The organism is Streptomyces sp. NPDC056160, assembly GCF_042268205.1.
GTDB lineage: Bacteria > Actinomycetota > Actinomycetes > Streptomycetales > Streptomycetaceae > Streptomyces.
Genome location: NZ_JBHJUW010000172.1, coordinates 1 through 15961 on the forward strand (window position 1 = coordinate 1; position 15961 = coordinate 15961).

Here is a 15961-nt window from a genome sequence, read left to right on the forward strand (position 1 = left end):
GGCTAACTAGAGCTAGCTATCATTCGGCGTATTCCCTGGTCAGCTCACTGACCTGCACGCTTCGGCTGCTGCTGGGTGATGCAGTGGATACCGCCCCCGCCCGCGAAGATCGTACGCGCGTCCACCAGGGTCACCGTCCGCTCGGGGAAGAGGCGGCGGAAGATGCCGGCGGCGATCTCGTCGCGCGGGTCGTCGAAGCCGCACAGGACGACGCCGCCGTTGCAGAGGTAGTGGTTGATGTAGGAGTAGTCGGCCCAGTGGCCGTCGGCCTCCAGGACGGTGGGCGCGGGCACCTCCACGACCTCCAGGGGGCGGCCGTGCGCGTCGGTGGACGACTTGAGGATGCCGATGACCTCGCGGGTGACGTCGTGGTCGGGGTGGGCGGGGTCGGGCTGGTGGTGGGCGACGACGACGCCGGGGCGGGCGAAGGCGGCGACGATGTCGACGTGGCCGAGGGTGCCGTAGCCGTGGGGAGGGTAGTCGCCGGTGAGGCCGCGCGGCAGCCAGATGGCCTTGCGGGTGCCGAGGTGGGCGTGGATCTCGGTCTCGACCTCCGCCTTCGACCAGTGCGGGTTGCGCTCGGGGCCGAGCTGGACGGTCTCGGTCAGCAGGACGGTGCCCTCGCCGTCGACGTGGATCGCGCCGCCCTCGTTCACCAGCTTCGAGGCGTACGTCTTCGCGCCCGCGAGGTCCGCGACGAACGCGCCGATCTTCGCGTCGTGCTCCCAGCGGGCCCAGTCCTGGGCGCCCCAGCCGTTGAACGTCCAGTCGGCGGCGGCGAGCCGGCCGTTGCCGTCGGTGAGGAAGGTGGGGCCGATGTCGCGCATCCAGGCGTCGTCGAGCTCCCGCTCGACGGTGTCGACGCCGGCGCCGAGGAGGGCGCGGGCGTCGGCGGACTGGCCGGGACCGCAGACCACGGTGACCGGTTCGAAGCGGCGGACCGCGCGGGCGACCGCCGCCCAGGCGGCACGGGAGGCGGCGAGGTCGTCGGGGGTGTCGAAGGTCGGGTTGGCGCCCGGCCAGGCCATCCAGGTGCGCTCGTGCGGCGCCCACTCGGCGGGCATGCGGAAGCCGTCGGCGGCGGGGGTGGTCATGAGTGACGGGTCCTTAGAGGAAGTACAGGCGGTTGAGGGACACGGAGTCGGCGGGCTCGGAGCGCAGCGGGTCGCCGTCGAGGGTGACCAGGCCGGTGCGCTGGTCGACGTCGACCGCTCCGGTGCGGGAGTTGAGCCGCAGGTCGGCGGGGCCGATGCCGCGGGTGCCGCGGACGGCGACCCGGCGCCTGCGGGTGGGCATCGTGTCGTTGCCCTGGTCGAGTGCGGCCCGGGCGACGAACGCCACGGAGATGTCTGCCGGGGTGGCGCCGTGCGCGCCGAACTGCGGCCCCAGGACGAGGGGTTCGCAGGTGTCGGTCGCGGCGTTCGGGTCGCCGGTCACGCCGTAGGCCGGGAAGCCGGACTTGAGGACGAGCTGCGGTTTGGCGCCGAAGTACTCCGGGCGCCACAGCACGATGTCGGCCAGCTTGCCCGCCTCGATCGAGCCGACCTCGTGCGAGAGTCCGTGCGCGATGGCGGGGTTGACGGTCAGCTTGGCGATGTAGCGCAGCACGCGGGCGTTGTCGTCGTCGGGGCCGTCGCCGTCGACCGGGCCCAGCTCGGCCTTCATCTTCCCGGCCATCGCGAAGGTGCGGCGCACGGTCTCGCCCGCGCGGCCCATGCCCTGCGCGTCGGAGGAGGTGATGCCGATCGCGCCCAGGTCGTGCAGCACGTCCTCGGCGCCCATCGTGCCGGCGCGGATGCGGTCGCGGGCCATGGCGGCGTCGCCGGGCAGGTCGGTCTTCAGGTCGTGGACGGAGACGATCATGCCGTAGTGCTCGGCGACCGCGTCCCGGCCGAAGGGCAGGGTGGGGTTGGTGGAGGAACCGATGACGTTCGGGACACCGGCCATCTTCAGCACGTTGGGGACGTGTCCGCCGCCGCAGCCCTCGATGTGGAAGGCGTGGATGGTGCGCCCTTCCAGGACCCTGAGGGTGTCCTCCACGGACAGACACTCGTTGAGGCCGTCGCTGTGCAGGGCGACCTGGACGTCGTGCTCCTCGGCGACGCGCAGGGCGGTGTCCAGGGCGCGGGTGTGGGCGCCCATGTCCTCGTGCACCTTGAAGCCCGAGGCGCCGCCCTCGGCAAGCGCCTCGATGAGCGGGGCGTCGTGCGAGGACGAGCCCCGGCCGAGGAAGCCGATGTTGACGGGCCAGGCGTCGAAGGCGTTGAACGCGTGCTTGAGCGCCCACGGCGAGTTGACGCCGACGCCCCAGACCGGGCCGAACTCCTGGCCGATGATCGTGGTCACACCGGAGGCGAGCGAGGCCTCCATGATGCGCGGCGACAGCAGGTGGACGTGCGTGTCGACGGCACCGGCGGTGGCGATCAGGCCCTCGCCGGACACGATGGTCGTACCGGTGCCGACGACGACGTCGACGCCGTCGAGGGTGTCGGGGTTCCCGGCCCGTCCGACGGCGCTGATCCGGCCCTCGCGGATGCCGATGGACACCTTGCGGATGCCCTGGACCGCGTCGATGACGACGACGTTGCTGATGACGACGTCGCAGGTCTCGCGGACGGCGGCGGCCTTGAGGTGCAGGCCGTCACGGGCGGTCTTGCCGAAACCGGCGAGGAACTCATCACCGTACTTCTGCGCGTCGGACTCGACGCGCACGACGAGACCGGAGTCGCCGAGGCGGATGCGGTCGCCCGCGCGGGGGCCGTGGGTGGCGGCGTAGGCGTGCGGGTCGACGTGGATCGCCCGGCTCACCTCGCGTCCCTTGGAGCGGCTCATCGGGCGTCTCCTTCCGGTGTGATGCCCAGGTAGCCGCAGGCGGCGGCCCGGCGCAGGGCCTCCTCCTTGGCGCCGGGCGCGTCCAGGGGGCCGTCGACCAGGCCGGCGAAGCCGATCGCGACCCGCGCGCCGCCGATCGGTACGAGGCCGACCTCGGCGCTCTCGCCCGGCCCGAACCGCACCGACGACCCGGCGGGCACGGCGAGCCGCATGCCGTAGGCGGCGGCGCGGTCGAAGTCCAGGCGCGGGTTGGCCTCGAAGAAGTGGAAGTGGGAGGTGACGGAGACGGGCACGGCGGCGGTGTTGGTGACGGTCAGGCACACGGCCGGTTCCGGGTCGTCGTGCCGGGGGCCCGGCAGCAGCGCGCCCGGCGCCGCCTCGCCCTGACTTCCGCCGGCGATCGGGTCGGTGACGATCGCGAGCCGTGAGCCGTCGTCGAAGACGGCCTCCACGTGGACCTCGGTGACCACGTCGGCGACGCCCGGCAGGACGTCGTCCGCTCCGAGCACCGTACGGGCGCGCTCGATCGCCTCGGCGAGGCGAGCGCCGTCGCGGGCGGCCTCGCACACCGTGTCGGCGATCAGGGCGGTGGCCTCCGGCACGTTCAGCCGCAGCCCGCGGGTCCGGCGGGCGCGGGCCAGCTCGGCGGCCGTGAAGAGCAGCAGCCGGTCACGTTCGGTGGGAGTCAGTCTCACGCCTCGGCACCTCCTTGCCTCTCGCACTTTAGAGCAACACTCTAAACGCGAAATTCACAGAAATGAAAGGTTGACTGCACCACACGGGTCCCGTCACATTGAACGTCGCTCTAACTTGCTTCCCTCTGACCCTCCCCCCAACCCGCACCCCCCGCAGGCGGTAGTCGAAGGAGACCCGGCCATGCCGATCGAACAGCGCGGTGTCGACACCATCCCGGATCAGGAACGCACCAGCGGCCCGCGCGATCTGGTGTCGATCCTGCTCGGATCCAACCTGTGCCTCGGCGTGATCATCTTCGGCTGGCTGCCGCCCTCGTTCGGGCTCGGCTGGTGGGCGTCGGTCAGCGCGGTGGCCGCCGGGACTGCGGTGGGCACGCTGTTCACCGCCCCGCTGGCGCTGGTCTCCCTGCGCACCGCCACCAACCTGTCCACCTCCTCCGGGGCCCAGTTCGGCGTGCGCGGACGGCTGGTCGGCTCGGTGGTCGGACTGCTGCTCGCCCTCGGCTACACCGCGCTGACCGTGTGGATCGGCGGGGACGTGATGGTGAGCGTCCTGCACCGGCTGTTCGGCCTCACGGCCGGCTCCGTGTCGTACGCCGTCGTCTACACACTGCTCGCCGCGGCCACCGTCGCGGGCGCGGTCTACGGCTACCGGGTGCTGCTCACCATGTCCCGCGTGCTGTCGGTCGGCATGACGGCACTGCTGGTCCTCGGCGTGTTCGCCTACGCCCCGCACTTCACCACCGCCGCGCTGCCGGAGGCCGGCGGCTATCTGCTGGGCGGGTTCTGGCCGACCTGGTTCCTCGCCGCCGTGGCCGCCGGGCTGTCCGGCCCGATCGCCTTCATCACCCTGCTCGGCGACTACACCCGCTACATCTCCCCGCGCCGCCACTCCCCCCGCCGGGTGCTGCACGCCACCTGGCTCGGGCTGGTCCTCGGCCTGCTGGTCCCGCAGCTCTTCGGCACCTTCACGGCGTACGGCGCCCGGGCCGCCCTGGACTACGCCGGACCGCTGGTGGACGCCTCCCCCGCCTGGTACCTGGTCCCGCTGCTGCTCGCCGCCTCCGCCGGATCGGTGGGCAACGCGGGGCTGATGCTGTACTCGATGGGCCTGGACCTGGACGCGATCCTGCCGCGGGCCTCCCGGGCCCGCGCCACCTTCACGGTCGCCGTCATCGCCACGGTGTGCGTCTTCATCGGCCACTACGCCTGGGACGCGCAGTCGGCGATGACCTCCTTCGTGCTGCTGCTCACCGCGATCGGCACCCCATGGGCGGTCATCACCCTGATCGGCTTCGTCCGCTGCCGCGGGGTCTACGACGCCGACGCCCTCCAGGTCTTCAACCGCCGCTCGCACGGCGGCGTCTACTGGTACCGGGCCGGCTGGAACGTCAAGGCCACCGCGTCCTGGGCCGTGGGCGCCGGGGTCGGCCTGCTCGCGGTCTCGCTGCCCTCCTACCAGGGCCCGCTGCTGCACCTGACCGGCGGGGTGGACTGCAGCTTCCTGCTGTCGGGCGCGGCGGGCGGCGTGGTGTACCTGCTGCTGACGGCGGCCGGCCGGGAACCCGCCAGGGCCGCCGCGGACGGGGAGTCCACGGCGGCCCTGGTCACGAGCGGGGAGCGCTAGACGAGTTCCTACGCGCTCGGGGTCAGCCGAGCCGGTGCATCCAGCCGTGCTTGTCCTCGGTGACGCCCCGCTGGATGTCGAGCAGGGCCCGGCGCAGCCGCATGGTGACCTCGCCGGGCTCGCCGCCCGACTGCTGCCACTGGGCGTTCGCACGCTTGACCGTGCCGACGGGGGTGATCACGGCGGCCGTGCCGCAGGCGAAGACCTCGGTCAGCGTGCCGTTCTCGGAGTCGCGCTGCCACTGGTCGACGGAGACCCGGGCCTCCTCGGCCTCGTAGCCGAGGTCACGGGCGACGGTGAGGAGCGAGTCGCGGGTGACGCCCTCCAGGATCGAGCCGCTGAGAACGGGCGTGACGATCTTGTCCCCGTACACGAAGTACAGGTTCATGCCGCCCAGCTCCTCGACCCACTTGTGCTCCACGGCGTCGAGGTAGCAGACCTGGTCGCAGCCCTCGGCGGCGGCCTCGGCCTGGGCGAGCAGGGAGGCGGCGTAGTTGCCGCCGGTCTTGGCGTCGCCCATGCCGCCGGGGACGGCCCGGACCCGGTCCTCGGAGGCCCAGATGGAGACGGGCTTCACGCCGCCGGGGAAGTACGCGCCGGCCGGGGAGGCGATCACGATGAACAGGTACTCGTTGGCGGGCTTGACGCCCAGGCCCACCTCGGTGGCGATCATGAACGGCCGCAGGTAGAGGGACTCCTCGCCGCCGTGCGCCGGCACCCACTCCTTGTCCTGCTGGACCAGGACGTCACAGGCCTCGATGAAGGTCTCGACGGGCAGCTCGGGCATGGCCAGCCGGCGTGAGGAGGCCTGGAAGCGCTGGGCGTTCTTCTCGGGGCGGAAGGTGGCGACCGAGCCGTCGGGCTGGCGGTAGGCCTTCAGGCCCTCGAAGATCTCCTGGGCGTAGTGCAGGACGGTCGTGGCCGGGTCCAGGGGGATCGGCGCGTACGGAACGAGCTGACCGTCGTGCCAGCCCCGGCCCTCGGTCCACCGGATCGTCACCATGTGATCGGTGAAGTGGCGGCCGAACCCGGGGTTGGCCAGGAGCGCCTCGCGCTCGGCTGCGGAGAGCGGGTTGGCCGAGGGCTTGAGCTCGATCGTGGGCGTCGTCATGAGTGAGTGTCCTTCACCGAGTTGTTGTGACGGGCCGCGCTCACGCCCGCACGGCCCGTGGCCGGTGCTAGGACGTCCGAGCATTCCCTCATGTCGCGGCTCCGCGTTCGATTATCGCGCGCGGGCTGTGGCCGGAGGAAACGGGGTGAATGCGGCAGGGTCCTTCTGATGGATCTCCGCGGAAGAACGAGCGGCGTTCGGTGCGTGCTCTGGGGGTCCCCCCTGCTCGAAGAGCTTGGGGGAGTGCCGCGTGGGAGCCCTCGTAGCCGAGCTACTTGGGCTCTCGCGCGGTACGGCGAGAGTGCGTGCCGGGCGTCGCGACGCCGCGGAGATCCATCAGGAGGGCCCTAGGGTCCAGGGTGGCACCCGGCGGCGGACAGGGGGAAGCCGCCGGGCGCGGGGTGCGACCCGACGGCTTCGAAGTGATTCGAGTGGCCTGGGGGTCCCCCCAGGCTCTTCAGGCTCTGGGGCAGGGTCAGCCGGCTACTCGTACGGCGAGCGCGTCGCCGATCTCGGCGGTGGTGCGCTCGGGCAGCGAGCCGCGCTCCGCGAGGTCGGCGGAGACGGCGTCCTCGATCCGGGTCGCCTCGGCGTCGTAGCCGAGGTGGCGCAGCAGCAGGGCGACCGAGAGCACCGTGGCGGTGGGGTCGGCCTTGCCCTGGCCCGCGATGTCCGGGGCCGAGCCGTGGACCGGCTCGAACATGGACGGGAACTGGCGGCTCGGGTTGATGTTGCCCGAGGCCGCGACGCCGATGCCGCCGGAGACGGCCGCGGCGAGGTCGGTGATGATGTCGCCGAAGAGGTTGTCGGTGACGATGACGTCGAACCGTTCGGGCTGGGTGACCAGGTAGATGGTCGCCGCGTCGACGTGGATGTACTCGGTGGTGACCTCGGGGTACTCCTCGGCCACCTGGTTGAAGATGTTCGTCCACAGGTGACCGGCGAAGGTCAGGACGTTGTTCTTGTGGACGAGCGTGAGCTTCTTGCGCGGGCGGGCCTGGGCGCGGGCGAAGGCGTCGCGGACCACGCGCTCGACACCGTAGGCCGTGTTCACGGAGACCTCGGTGGCGACCTCGTGCTCGGTGCCCTTGCGGATCGTGCCGCCGTTGCCGGTGTACGGGCCTTCCGTGCCCTCGCGGACGACGACGAAGTCGATCTGCGGGTCGCCGGCGAGCGGGGTGGCGACGCCCGGGAGCAGCTTGCTCGGGCGCAGGTTGACGTGGTGGTCGAAGGCGAAGCGGAGCTTGAGCAGGAAGCCGCGCTCCAGCACACCGGAGGGCACCGACGGGTCGCCGATCGCGCCGAGCAGGATGGCGTCGTGGGCCTTCAGGGCGTCGAGGTCGGCGTCGGTGAGGGTCTCACCGGTGGCGTGGTAGCGCCGGGCGCCGAAGTCGTACTCCTTGGTCTCCAGCTTCACATCCTGCGGGAGCGCGGCGGCCAGGACCTTCAGCCCCTCGGCCACCACTTCCTGGCCGATGCCGTCACCGGGGATCACTGCGAGATCGATGCTGCGAGACATGTCGGCACCCTACCCCTCGTCCCGAGAGATGACATGGCGCGTCCGGTATGTGGACACGAACGGGTGTGGACACACGGACGGGCAGGGCGGCTCAGTGGCCGGTCTGTCCGCCGTTGTCCCTGCGGTCGAGGGCGCGCTGGAGGGCTGCGGCGGCGTTCTTGCGGTCGGACTCGCTGGTGCGGGAGACGTGGCGGACCCGGCGGCGGACGGTCGTCTCGGCCATGGGGGATCGACTCCTTCGAGAAGACGTGGGAGTGCCTGAGCTGAGGGATTGACGGACGCCGGAAGGGGCGGGGAGCGAGGGCCGCAGGGGTGACCTGCTCGGGGCCCGGCTCACTACCGCCGTTCGCTTGATCGAGCGAGACGTTCGGCTCCTACAAAACTAGGCCAGGAGCGCGCGGCTGTCTGCACAATTACTCGGACTTCCTACTATCTGAGACGGCGACCTCGGCCGTACGGCGGACCTGCGCCACCCGCACGGCCGTGACCTGCGGAAATCCCCACCGGCCCGGTGGAGGAAGGCTCAGAGGACGTCCCCGTCCCGCCAGTCGAAGAGCAGTTCGGCCGTGGGGTCGGTCGCGGCGGCGGGCGCGGGCCACACATAGGTGGACCCCTCCTCCTCGGGCAGCCGGACCGCGCCGGCCGGGCCGAGCGCGTGGATCGGCCCGCACCACGCCCGCCAGCCGCGGGCCCCGTAGAGCAGGGCGCCGTCGTCACTGGCCGAGAGGGCGCCGAGGTCGTAGGCGCGGGTGATGATCTCCTCCAGGGCGCCCATGACGAGCGTGCCCACTCCGGCGCGCCGGACGTCCCGGCGCACGGCGACGGCCTCCACGTACCCGGTGCGCAGCCAGCGCCCGCGCAGCCGGACCCGCCGCATGACGACCGAGCCGTGCGCGGCGAGCCCGTGCCCGTCGCGTACGAGGGCGTGCATGCCGCCCAGGGAGTGGTCCCAGTCGTGATCGCTGAAGTCGCCTTCGAAGGCGTCGTCCAGGAGGGTGCGGACGGCTCGGAGTTCGGCGGGGGTGAGCCCGGCGGTGTGGACGGTACGGATCGCGGCTGCCATCGAGCCAGTATCCCGGGCCCCGACGGGCGGCGAGGCGGCATTCCGCTCCCCGACGGACGACGATCCGGGTCGGCCGTCGCTCCCGGATCGCCCACACGGCTGATCGTCCGCGCGGCCGGCGGCACCGGGTCGCGGCAGGGGGAACGGTGAGGTCATGAACGACACGGTCAAGGCACTGCTGGAGGGCGGCCCGCAGGACCTCCCCGAGAGGATCGTCCCGATCACGACACCCGGGGAGGACGTGAAGATCGAGCTGCGCAACGGCTATGAGCACTTCCGGCCGACCTCGCGCCACGCGGACACCCGGGAGGGCAGGCTCCCGGTGTACGAGTGGTGGGAGCGGACGGAGATGCCCGGCTAGCGGGAGATGCCCGGCCGGCTGGGACCGGGCCGTCCGGCGCGGTGGCGGGCATGCGAACGGGCCGGGTCCTGGACGGACCCGGCCCCTTGCGACGCGGGTGTCAGCCCATGTGCGGGTAGGTGTAGTCGGTCGGCGCCACCAGGGCCTCCTTGATGGCGCGGGTCAGGGTCCAGCGCATCAGGTTCTGCGGGGCGCCGGCCTTGTCGTTGGTGCCGGAGGCACGGCCGCCGCCGAAGGGCTGCTGGCCGACCACGGCGCCGGTCGACTTGTCGTTGATGTAGAAGTTGCCGGCCGCGTAGCGCAGCTTCTCCATCGTGTACGCCGCCGCCGCGCGGTCGTTCGCGACGACCGAGCCGGTGAGGGCGTAGTCGGAGACCGACTCCATCTGGGTCAGCATCTCGTCGTACTTCTCGGCCGAGCTGTCGTCGTACACGTGCACGGCGAGGATCGGGCCGAAGTACTCGGTGGTGAACACCTCGTTCTCCGGGTCGGTGCACTCGATGACGGTCGGGCGGACGAAGTAGCCCACCGAGTCGTCGTAGGAGCCGCCCGCGACGATCGTGCAGGACGGGTCCTCCTTGGCCCGGTCGATGGCGGCCTTGTTCTTGGCGAAGGACCGCTCGTCGATGACCGCGCCGATGAAGTTCGACAGGTCGGTGACGTCACCCATGGTGAGGTAGTCGACCTCGGCGGCGAACTCCTCCTTGAAGCCGGAGTTCCAGATGGACGCCGGGATGTAGGCGCGGGAGGTGGCGCTGCACTTCTGGCCCTGGTACTCGAAGGCACCGCGGGTCAGGGCGGTCTTCAGCACCGCGCGGTCGGCGCTCGGGTGGGCGACGACGAAGTCCTTGCCGCCGGTCTCGCCGACCAGGCGCGGGTAGGAGCGGTACTTCTCGATGTTGTTGCCGACCGTCTTCCACAGGTGCTGGAAGGTCTTGGTCGAGCCGGTGAAGTGGATGCCGGCCAGGTCGCGGTGGTTCAGGGCCACCTCCGAGACCTCCAGGCCGTCACCGGTGAGGAGGTTGATGACGCCCTTGGGCAGGCCCGCCTCCTCCAGCAGCCGCATGAGCAGCACGGCGGCGTGCGTCTGGGTCGGCGACGGCTTCCAGATCACCACGTTGCCCATGAGGGCGGGCGCGGTGGGCAGGTTGGCGGCGATCGCCGAGAAGTTGAACGGCGTGATCGCGTAGACGAAGCCCTCCAGCGGGCGGTGGTCCAGGCGGTTCCACACGCCCGGCGAGTTGGCCGGGGGCTGCTCGGCCAGGATCTGGCGGGCGTAGTGGACGTTGAAGCGCCAGAAGTCGACCAGCTCGCAGGGGCTGTCGATCTCGGCCTGCTGCGCGGTCTTGGACTGGCCGAGCATGGTGGAGGCGGCGATGGTCTCGCGCCAGGGGCCGGCCAGCAGCTCGGCGGCGCGCAGGATGATGGCCGCGCGGTCGTCGAAGGACATCGCACGCCAGGCGGGGGCGGCGGCCAGGGCGGCGTCGATCGCGTCCTGGGCGTCCTGGCGCGTGGCGTTGCGGTACGTACCGAGGACGGCCTTGTGGTTGTGCGGCTGCACGACCTCGAAGGACTCACCGCCACCCATCCGCTTCTCGCCGCCGATCGTGCACGGCAGGTCGACCGGGTTCTCGGCCAGCTCCTTGAGCCTGGCCTCCAGACGGGCCCGCTCGGGCGAACCGGGGGCGTAGCCGTGCACCGGCTCGTTGACGGGCGTGGGGACCTGGGTCACAGCGTCCATGGGTTCCGTAACTCCTTGACTTGAGCGGTGTTTCGAGCTGTGGAGCGGGCTCGCTCAGCCCTTGCTGACCATCGAGCGGACCAAGAAGCGCAGGTCGGCCGGCTTCTCCGCCAGACGGCGCATGCTGTGCCTTCCCGGGGGGCGACCCCCGGACCCCCGGCAGGGGGCGCGGCGCAGCCGGTGCCGATCAGCCGCGGCTGAGCATGCTCCGCGCGAAGAAGCGCAGGTTGGCCGGCTTCTCCGCCAGACGGCGCATGAAGTAGCCGTACCAGTCGGTGCCGTAGGCGGTGTAGACGCGCATGCGGTGGCCCTCGGCGGCCAGTCGCAGGTGCTCGTCGCTGCGGATGCCGTACAGCATCTGGAACTCGTACTCGTCGAGCTTGCGGCCGGCCGTGCGGGCCAGCTCCTGCGCGATGGAGATGAGGCGCGGGTCGTGGGACCCGATCATCGGGTACCCCTCGCCCTCCATCAGGGTGCGCAGGATCCGCACGTACGCCTTGTCGATCTCGTGCTTGTCCTGGTAGGCGACTTCGGCGGGCTCCTTGTAGGCGCCCTTCACCAACCGTACGCGAGAGCCGCTCGCGGCGAGGCGGCGTGCGTCGGCCTCGGTGCGGAAGAGGTACGCCTGGATGACGCAGCCGGTCCGCGGGAAGTCCTTCCGCAGCTCCTCGTGGATGGCGAACATCGAGTCCAGGGTCGTGTGGTCCTCGGCGTCCAGGGTGACGGTGGTGCCGATGGCGGCGGCGGCCTCGACGACCGGGCGGACGTTGGCGAGGGCCAGCTCGTGGCCGCCGGACAGGGCCTGGCCGAACATCGACAGCTTCACGGACATCTCGACCTTCGGGCCCAGCTCCAGGTCCTTGATGTGGTCGATCAGCGCCAGGTAGGCGTCGCGGGCGGCGGTGGCCTGCTCCGGGGTGGTGATGTCCTCGCCGACCACGTCCATGGTCAGCTCCAGGCCCTTGCCGGTCAGGTCCGCGATGATGGGGACGATGTCGTCCACGGTCTCGCCGGGGATGAAGCGGTCCACGACCTGCTTGGTCACCGGGGCCGCCGAGATCAGGCGTCGCATCCGGTCGCTGCGCGACGCGGCAAGAATCACGGGACCCAGCACGGGGCACCTCCACAACAGTGAGCACAAGGCCGTCACCCGACCGATCGGGAACGGCACGGAGAACCACCGTGAAAGTTAGGGATCTGTGCGATCGTCTGCCATCGACAGCTGTCACGCATCCGTGGACCCGATCTCAGACAGATGTATGAAGGCCCTGCGGAAATGCGGGAGAATGCCCGGGTGACGGCGGATTACAAGGGCGATTACCAGGAGCTGGTCGACGAGATCTCGGAGCTGCTGGGCGCTCCGGCCACGCTGGAGAACCGGAACTTCGAGCTGATCGCCTTCGGCGCCTACGACAGCGAGGGCGACCTGGACCCCTCGGCGCTGGACCCGGTGCGCACCCGCTCGATCCTCACCCGCCGCTCCACGGCCGCCGTCCGCCGCTGGTTCGAGGGCTTCGGCATCACCCGGGCCACCGGGCCGGTCCGGATCCCGCCCACCCCCGAGGCCGGCGTCTACCGGGGGCGGATCTGCCTGCCGGTACGCCACCGGGGTGTGGTCCTCGGCTACGTCTGGCTGCTGGTCGACGAGCCCGGCCCCGCCGAACCCCAGCTCGCGGCGGCCATGCGGGTGACCGCGCGGATCGGCGCGCTCCTCGCGGACGAGGCGCAGCACGGGGCGGACCTCACCCGTGAGCTGCGGGCGGTGCTGACCGCCGAGCGGGGCTGGCCGCGGGACATGGCGGTGGCCGAGCTGCGCACGGCGCTGGGGGCGCGCGCGGAGGGGCCGCACACGATGGTGTGCGTGGCCCCCTGGCCCTCGGCCGACCCGGACGACGCGCCGTCGGTGCGCACGCTGCCGGGCGCGACGGCCCTGTGCACCGTGCCGTGGGGGACGACGGACCAGTGCCTGGCGCTGCTGGTGCGGCTGCGCTCGGCGGACACCCTGACCCCGGCGGTGTCGGCGGCGACCCGGCTGCTGGAGAGGGCGGCGGGCGCCGCGGCGACCAGCGGGGCGGCGACGGGCACGGCGCGCGGCGCGGGCGCTCGGGTGAGCGGGGCGGTGAGCGGTGCCGCGGGCCGTGCGGTGAGCGGTGCGGCGGCCGGGGTGGCCGCCGGGCGGACGGGGCTGGCGGAGCTGGGGACAGCCTGGGCACAGGCGGTGGCGGCGGCGCGTGCCGCGCTCGCCGAGCCCCGGCTCGGTCCGGTCGCGCAGTGGGCCCGCATCGGCCCGTACCGGCTGCTGGCCTCGCTGTCCCCCGAGGCGCGGCACGACGCGGCGGTGGGACCGCTGCTCTCCCCCGCGCACCAGGAGCTGGCGCGCACCGCCGAGGTCTATCTGGACTGCGCGGGCCAGGCCGGGCGCACCGCGGCCGAGCTGGGCGTCCACCGCCAGACGCTCTACTACCGCCTCTCCCGGGTGGAGCAGCTCACGGGCCTGGACCTGGACGACGGCGAGGACCGGCTGCTGCTGCACATGGCGCTGAAGGCGGCGCGGCTGTAACCGGCCCGTTCCCGGGCCGAGGGCGACGGCCGCGCCCCGGCGCGCGCTCGTTCCCTAGGCGCTGGGCGCGGCGGCCGCGAGCACCCGGCGCAGGCCCTCGGTCAGCTGGTCGGCGCGGGTGGCGGTGTCGGGGTCGAAGAGCCACTGCACCATGAGGCCCTGGAGCAGTGTCTGGTAGAGGCGGCCCTCGGTGTCGACGGCCTCCTTGTCGAGGTCCGGCTCCGGGACGTCGTTGAACATCGGGAGGATGCCGGAGCGGCCCTCCTCCTGGGCCTGCGCGAGCAGCTTGCGCACCTCGGGCAGGCGGTCCCCCTGGAGGATCAGCTCGAAGCTCAGCAGCCAGATCGGGCGCGACTCGGGGATCGAGGCGATGACGTTCGCCCAGACCTCCTGGAAGCGCTCCAGCGATCCAGCCGCCGTCCGGGGCGCCTCGCCCCCTCCCCAGCCGGCTCCGCTGCCGTCGCCCATCTCCTCGACCAGGGCGACGTACGCCTGCACCAGCAGGGCGTCCTTGGAGCCGTAGTGGTAGCCGATGGAGGCCAGGTTGGTCCCGGACTCCTTGACGATGTCCCGCGCCGTGGTGCGCACGAAGCCCTTCTCCAGCAGGCAGCGCTTCGCGCCGTCGAGCAGATCCTCACGATGTCCCATGCCCTCAACCCTACCCACGATCCATACGGACGTCCTATACGGATGACCTATACGCACGATCTATACGCTCGTACTAGACAAGCGTTTAAGACGTGTGTACATTCCTTGGCATGACGAACTCCACGAGCACCAACACGACCCGGGCCGGTCTCGCCGGCCGCCGCGAATGGACCGCCCTCGGCGTGCTGATGCTGCCGCTGCTGCTGGTCTCGATGGACGTCTCGGTCCTCTACTTCGCCATCCCGGCGATCAGCGCGGACCTGGAGCCGACCGGCACCCAGCAGCTGTGGATCTTCGACATCTACGCGTTCGTCCTGGCCGGCCTGCTGATGACGATGGGCTCCCTGGGTGACCGCATCGGCCGCCGCCGGCTGCTGCTGATCGGGGCCGCCGCCTTCGGCGCCGCCTCCCTGGTGGCCGCGTACGCGGACAGCGCCGAGACCCTGATCGCGGCCCGCGCGGTGCTCGGCATCGGCGGCGCGACGCTGATGCCCTCGACCATGGCGCTGGTGCGCACGATGTTCACCGACCCGGGCCAGCGGGCCAAGGCGATCGGCATCTGGTCCGGTGTGATGACGGCCGGGATCGCGCTCGGCTCGGTGCTCAGCGGCATCCTGGTGCAGTACTTCTGGTGGGGCTCGGTGTTCCTGGTCAACCTGCCCGCGATGGCGCTGCTGCTCGTCCTCGGCCCGATCCTGCTGCCCGAGTCGAAGAACCCCGCCCCCGGCCGCTTCGACCTCGTCAGCGTGCCGCTGTCGATGGCCGCGGTCCTCCCCGTGGTCTACGGCCTCAAGGAGATCCCCTCCGAGGGCGTGCACCCGCTCTACGTCGCCTCGATCGCCACCGGTCTCTTCTTCGCCGCCCTCTTCGTCCACCGCCAGCGCACCGCGGCCTCCCCGATGATCTCCCCGGCCCTGTTCCGCGGCCGGGGCTTCGCCCCCGCCGTGGTCCTGAACCTCATCTCCTCGTTCGCGATGATGGGTTCGGCCTTCTTCACCACGCAGTACCTCCAGTCGGTGCTCGGCAAGAGCGCGATGGAGGCGGCTCTGTGGGCCCTGCTGCCCTCGCTGCCGATCGGCATGGCGGCCCCGGTCGCGACCCAGCTGGTGCAGAAGGGCGTCAACCGGGCCTACGTCGTCACCACCGGCTTCGCGATCGGCGCGGCGGGCTACGGGATGCTGGCCCTGGCCGGCACGGACTCCCTGTGGCTGGTCCTGGCGGCCTGCGCCGTCCTCTCCTCCGGCATCGTGATGGTCATCTCCCAGATGACCGACCTGGCGCTGGGCGCGGCCCCGGCGGAGCAGGCGGGCGCCGCCTCCTCCCTGCTGGAGACCGGCTCGGAGTTCGGCGGCGCGCTGGGCATGGCGACGCTCGGCTCCATCGGCACGGCGATCTACCGCCATGAGATCCCCTCCGGCGCCCCCGCCCCGGCCCACGAGACGCTCGGCGGCGCGCTCGCGGTGGCCGGCCGGCTTCCGGGCCGGGCCGGCGAGGCCCTGGTGACGGCCGCCCGGGAGGCGTTCACCGGCGGAATGCAGGGCGCGGCCCTCGCGGGGGCGGCGCTGCTGGTCCTGGCCGGCACCGCGGCGGCGGTGACCCTGCGCCGGGTGACCGTAAGGGACGAGGAAGCTCAGCCGGTCACCGAGACCGCGGAGGCCGAGCCGGTGAAGGCGATGGCCTGAGGGCCGGGGCGCACGCGAAAGGCGCCGGGTGTGGTGGGATACCCCAGCTCACCCCGCGCCGTCGTCCGCGTGGGGGCGCGGCTGCCGCAGACGAGGTTGACCGAACGGGCGGACGTCGCCCC

The 15961-nt window shown here is 71.9% G+C and carries 14 protein-coding genes; 4 read left to right on the forward strand and 10 right to left on the reverse strand.

Annotation, left to right across the window (positions count from 1 at the left end; translation table 11 throughout):
- Nucleotides 1-44: 44 nt before the first annotated feature.
- Genes ACFC02_RS37235 through ureA form a run of 3 tightly spaced genes read right to left on the reverse strand, consistent with a single transcriptional unit; the run spans nt 45 to nt 3527 of the window.
- Nucleotides 45-1094, reverse strand: a complete 1050-nt coding sequence (locus ACFC02_RS37235; protein WP_376366726.1) for an agmatine/peptidylarginine deiminase — start codon at nt 1092-1094, stop codon at nt 45-47.
- A 13-nt stretch (nt 1095-1107) separates the two neighbouring features.
- Nucleotides 1108-2832 carry an urease subunit alpha gene (locus ACFC02_RS37240; protein WP_376366727.1) on the reverse strand — a complete coding sequence of 575 codons (1725 nt, stop codon included), beginning with the start codon at nt 2830-2832 and terminating at the stop codon, nt 1108-1110.
- Nucleotides 2829-3527, reverse strand: a complete 699-nt coding sequence (gene ureA / locus ACFC02_RS37245; protein WP_376366728.1) for an urease subunit gamma — start codon at nt 3525-3527, stop codon at nt 2829-2831. Before ureA ends, ACFC02_RS37240 begins: the two co-directional genes overlap by 4 nt.
- A gap of 181 nt (nt 3528-3708) precedes the next feature.
- On the opposite strand from ureA, the gene ACFC02_RS37250 reads away from it, so the two are divergent.
- On the forward strand, nt 3709-5154 hold the full coding sequence (locus ACFC02_RS37250; RefSeq protein ID WP_376366729.1) for a cytosine permease: 1446 nt from the start codon (nt 3709-3711) through the stop codon (nt 5152-5154).
- A gap of 22 nt (nt 5155-5176) precedes the next feature.
- Here ACFC02_RS37250 and ACFC02_RS37255 read toward each other — a convergent pair whose 3' ends face one another.
- The 4 genes from ACFC02_RS37255 to ACFC02_RS37270 form a co-directional block, all read right to left on the reverse strand.
- Complete coding sequence (locus ACFC02_RS37255) at nt 5177-6265, reverse strand: branched-chain amino acid aminotransferase (protein WP_360974601.1); 1089 nt, start codon at nt 6263-6265, stop codon at nt 5177-5179.
- Nucleotides 6266-6740: 475 nt separating this feature from the next.
- Nucleotides 6741-7784, reverse strand: coding sequence for a 3-isopropylmalate dehydrogenase (locus ACFC02_RS37260; protein ID WP_376366730.1), 1044 nt, complete (start codon nt 7782-7784; stop codon nt 6741-6743).
- A 91-nt stretch (nt 7785-7875) separates the two neighbouring features.
- Nucleotides 7876-8007, reverse strand: a complete 132-nt coding sequence (locus ACFC02_RS37265) for a hypothetical protein (protein WP_086025501.1) — start codon at nt 8005-8007, stop codon at nt 7876-7878.
- A gap of 300 nt (nt 8008-8307) precedes the next feature.
- The gene (locus tag ACFC02_RS37270; protein WP_376366731.1) at nt 8308-8847 is read right to left on the reverse strand and encodes a GNAT family N-acetyltransferase; all 540 of its coding nucleotides are present in this window, start codon (nt 8845-8847) and stop codon (nt 8308-8310) included.
- A gap of 154 nt (nt 8848-9001) precedes the next feature.
- Here ACFC02_RS37270 and ACFC02_RS37275 point away from each other — a divergent pair, with 154 nt between their 5' ends.
- Nucleotides 9002-9208: a DUF5988 family protein gene (locus ACFC02_RS37275; protein ID WP_376366732.1), complete on the forward strand. Its 207-nt coding sequence runs from the start codon at nt 9002-9004 to the stop codon at nt 9206-9208.
- A gap of 100 nt (nt 9209-9308) precedes the next feature.
- On the opposite strand, the gene pruA is transcribed toward ACFC02_RS37275, so the two are convergent.
- Nucleotides 9309-10949 carry an L-glutamate gamma-semialdehyde dehydrogenase gene (pruA, locus tag ACFC02_RS37280; RefSeq protein ID WP_376366733.1) on the reverse strand — a complete coding sequence of 547 codons (1641 nt, stop codon included), beginning with the start codon at nt 10947-10949 and terminating at the stop codon, nt 9309-9311.
- A gap of 187 nt (nt 10950-11136) precedes the next feature.
- Nucleotides 11137-12063 (reverse strand): proline dehydrogenase family protein, encoded by a 927-nt coding sequence (locus ACFC02_RS37285; RefSeq protein ID WP_376366734.1) that lies wholly within the window; start codon nt 12061-12063, stop codon nt 11137-11139.
- A 162-nt stretch (nt 12064-12225) separates the two neighbouring features.
- Between ACFC02_RS37285 and ACFC02_RS37290 the strand changes: the two genes are divergently transcribed.
- A complete protein-coding gene (locus tag ACFC02_RS37290; RefSeq protein ID WP_376366735.1) occupies nt 12226-13509 on the forward strand; it encodes a PucR family transcriptional regulator in 1284 nt (427 codons plus the stop codon).
- A 54-nt stretch (nt 13510-13563) separates the two neighbouring features.
- Here the strand turns inward: ACFC02_RS37290 and ACFC02_RS37295 are convergent, their stop codons facing one another.
- Entirely contained in the window at nt 13564-14157 is a 594-nt protein-coding gene (locus ACFC02_RS37295; RefSeq protein ID WP_376366736.1) for a TetR/AcrR family transcriptional regulator, read from the reverse strand.
- A 110-nt stretch (nt 14158-14267) separates the two neighbouring features.
- Here ACFC02_RS37295 and ACFC02_RS37300 point away from each other — a divergent pair, with 110 nt between their 5' ends.
- The gene (locus ACFC02_RS37300; protein ID WP_376366737.1) at nt 14268-15839 is read left to right on the forward strand and encodes an MFS transporter; all 1572 of its coding nucleotides are present in this window, start codon (nt 14268-14270) and stop codon (nt 15837-15839) included.
- The last annotated feature ends 122 nt before the right edge of the window (nt 15840-15961 follow it).

Coding starts and splice junctions, on each gene's coding strand:
- pruA (WP_376366733.1), bottom strand. CDS start 10,949: ATGGACGCTGTGACCCAGGTCCCCACGCCCGTCAACGAGCCGGTGCAC.
- ACFC02_RS37240 (WP_376366727.1), bottom strand. CDS start 2,832: ATGAGCCGCTCCAAGGGACGCGAGGTGAGCCGGGCGATCCACGTCGAC.
- ACFC02_RS37275 (WP_376366732.1), top strand. CDS start 9,002: ATGAACGACACGGTCAAGGCACTGCTGGAGGGCGGCCCGCAGGACCTC.
- ACFC02_RS37295 (WP_376366736.1), bottom strand. CDS start 14,157: ATGGGACATCGTGAGGATCTGCTCGACGGCGCGAAGCGCTGCCTGCTG.
- ACFC02_RS37255 (WP_360974601.1), bottom strand. CDS start 6,265: ATGACGACGCCCACGATCGAGCTCAAGCCCTCGGCCAACCCGCTCTCC.
- ACFC02_RS37290 (WP_376366735.1), top strand. CDS start 12,226: ATGCGGGAGAATGCCCGGGTGACGGCGGATTACAAGGGCGATTACCAG.
- ACFC02_RS37300 (WP_376366737.1), top strand. CDS start 14,268: ATGACGAACTCCACGAGCACCAACACGACCCGGGCCGGTCTCGCCGGC.
- ACFC02_RS37250 (WP_376366729.1), top strand. CDS start 3,709: ATGCCGATCGAACAGCGCGGTGTCGACACCATCCCGGATCAGGAACGC.
- ACFC02_RS37270 (WP_376366731.1), bottom strand. CDS start 8,847: ATGGCAGCCGCGATCCGTACCGTCCACACCGCCGGGCTCACCCCCGCC.
- ACFC02_RS37235 (WP_376366726.1), bottom strand. CDS start 1,094: ATGACCACCCCCGCCGCCGACGGCTTCCGCATGCCCGCCGAGTGGGCG.
- ACFC02_RS37260 (WP_376366730.1), bottom strand. CDS start 7,784: ATGTCTCGCAGCATCGATCTCGCAGTGATCCCCGGTGACGGCATCGGC.
- ACFC02_RS37265 (WP_086025501.1), bottom strand. CDS start 8,007: ATGGCCGAGACGACCGTCCGCCGCCGGGTCCGCCACGTCTCCCGCACC.